Here is a 282-nt window from a genome sequence, read left to right as displayed (position 1 = left end):
CGGCGCGGTTGGCGGGGGAGGAGTTGCTGACGTCAAGGACCTTGCCGGAGTGGCGTGACTTGAGCCGGTAGTAGCCGCCGCCGGAGTCCACGAACTGCCAGTGCTGCTGGTTGCCGTCGTTGCGGGTCCACTGGGTGATCCGGCCGCCGTCGGCGGTGGAGTGGTTGTAGACGTCCAGGGCCTTGCCGCTGTTGCGGTTGACCAGGACGTACCACGCGTTGGTGTCGACCGTCGCGGCCGACGCCGTGGGCGTGAGGAACACGCCCACGGCGAGCAGGGACG

At 69.1% G+C, this 282-nt stretch carries 1 protein-coding gene; it reads right to left on the bottom strand.

Going from position 1 to position 282, the window contains the following annotated elements:
* Nucleotides 1-277 (bottom strand): RICIN domain-containing protein (locus HT134_RS44510; RefSeq protein ID WP_175606524.1); only part of this gene is annotated, 277 nt, incomplete at its 3' end.
* Between the last annotated feature and the right edge of the window lie 5 nt (nucleotides 278-282).

Origin of the sequence: Nonomuraea rhodomycinica (assembly GCF_013363995.1) — a bacterium.
Taxonomy (GTDB): domain Bacteria; phylum Actinomycetota; class Actinomycetes; order Streptosporangiales; family Streptosporangiaceae; genus Nonomuraea; species Nonomuraea rhodomycinica.
Note: the sequence above shows the minus strand (reverse complement) of the source record. Positions and strands in the feature narration are given on the sequence as shown.